Annotated in this window: 1 protein-coding gene; it reads left to right on the forward strand. The window is 56.4% G+C overall.

Annotated elements, in window-relative coordinates; translation table 11 throughout:
• The first annotated feature begins 80 nt into the window (after positions 1-80).
• Positions 81-1,288, forward strand: a protein-coding gene (locus tag FWJ25_RS19080; RefSeq protein WP_149601846.1) for an IS3 family transposase whose coding sequence is annotated in 2 segments (ribosomal slippage) — positions 81-408 and positions 408-1,288 — 1,209 coding nt in all. Because the reading frame shifts where the segments join, the coding sequence is not laid out codon by codon here.
• Positions 1,289-1,319: the final 31 nt, after the last annotated feature.

Raw genomic sequence — 1,319 nt, forward strand, 5'->3', positions numbered from 1 at the left:
TGTAGTAGCCCCCATTTAAACCGGACACCTTGGTAGAAGCAAAGGCCTAGGCATAGACCTAGTGCAAAGGAGTGTCCAAGGTGGAGAGAATCGAAGTCATAACTGGCGTGCAGCGCCGTCGCCGGTATTCCGCACAGGAGAAGGCATTCATGGTTGCGGAGTGTGAGCAGCCAGGCATGTCAGTATCGCTTGTAGCCCGGCGTCATGGTATATCAGCAAGTCTGTTGTTCCGTTGGAAGAAGCTGATGAAAGACGGTGGCATGTCCGCGATTGAGTCCGGTGATGAGGTTGTAAGCGCATCCGAGTTGAAAGCCCTGAACAAGAAGGTTCGGGAGCTGGAGCGGATGTTGGGCCGCAAGACGATGGAAGCTGAAATACTCCGGGAAGCCCTGGAGGTGGCTCAGTCAAAAAAGTTGATCTCGCGCATGCCGTTGCTGCCACCAGACGATACCCTCTGAAGCGGGTTGCTGAAGTGCTGAAGGTATCGCGCTCCAATCTTCTGGATCGCCTTCATGGTCGCCAGAAAGGCCGAAGCCCGAGATACAGCAAACAGGACGATGATCTGCATTTACCGTTTATCCGTGAGCTGTGCGAGGCCCGTGCTGCCAATGGCTATCGAAGGATCACGGCTCGACTGAATCGGTTGCTCGCAGCCAACGATGAGCGAGTAAACCACAAGCGCGTGTATCGACTGATGAAGCAGGATGGGCTGCTGTTGCCCCGGTATACGGGCAGACCCCAGGAACGCTGTCACAACGGCCAGGTCATTACGTTGAAGTCAGACCTTCGCTGGTGCTCAGACGGCTTTGAGATCCGCTGCTGGAACAAGGAGGTCGTTCGCGTGGCCTTCAGCCTGGACTGCTGTGATCGCGAGCTGATGCGCTATGTCGCAACCACCGGTGGCATCACCGGTGAGATGGTTCAGGACCTACTGCTGGAAAGCATGGAATACCGGTTCGGTCAGTCAGAGCGGGTGTCGCACCCGCTCGAATGGCTGACGGACAATGGCAGCTGCTACATTGCCAAAGAAACGCGGGCCTTCGCGTCCTCTCTGGGCTTTGTGGTGTGTACCACACCGGTCAGAAGCCCTCAGAGTAACGGCATGGCTGAGGCTTTCGTAAAGACGTTCAAGCGGGACTATGTGTACCTGAACGATCTTCCTGATGCCGCCACGGTGATGGCCCGGTTGCCGGAATGGATCGAGGACTATAACCGCAGCCACCCGCACAAGGGGCTGAAAATGAAATCGCCCTGGGAGTACCGGGCGGAACTGGCATCAAACGAATGAGGTGGTGTCCGGTTTAGCGGGGGCAACTACA

It is taken from the genome of Marinobacter salinexigens (assembly GCF_008370345.1).
GTDB lineage: Bacteria > Pseudomonadota > Gammaproteobacteria > Pseudomonadales > Oleiphilaceae > Marinobacter > Marinobacter salinexigens.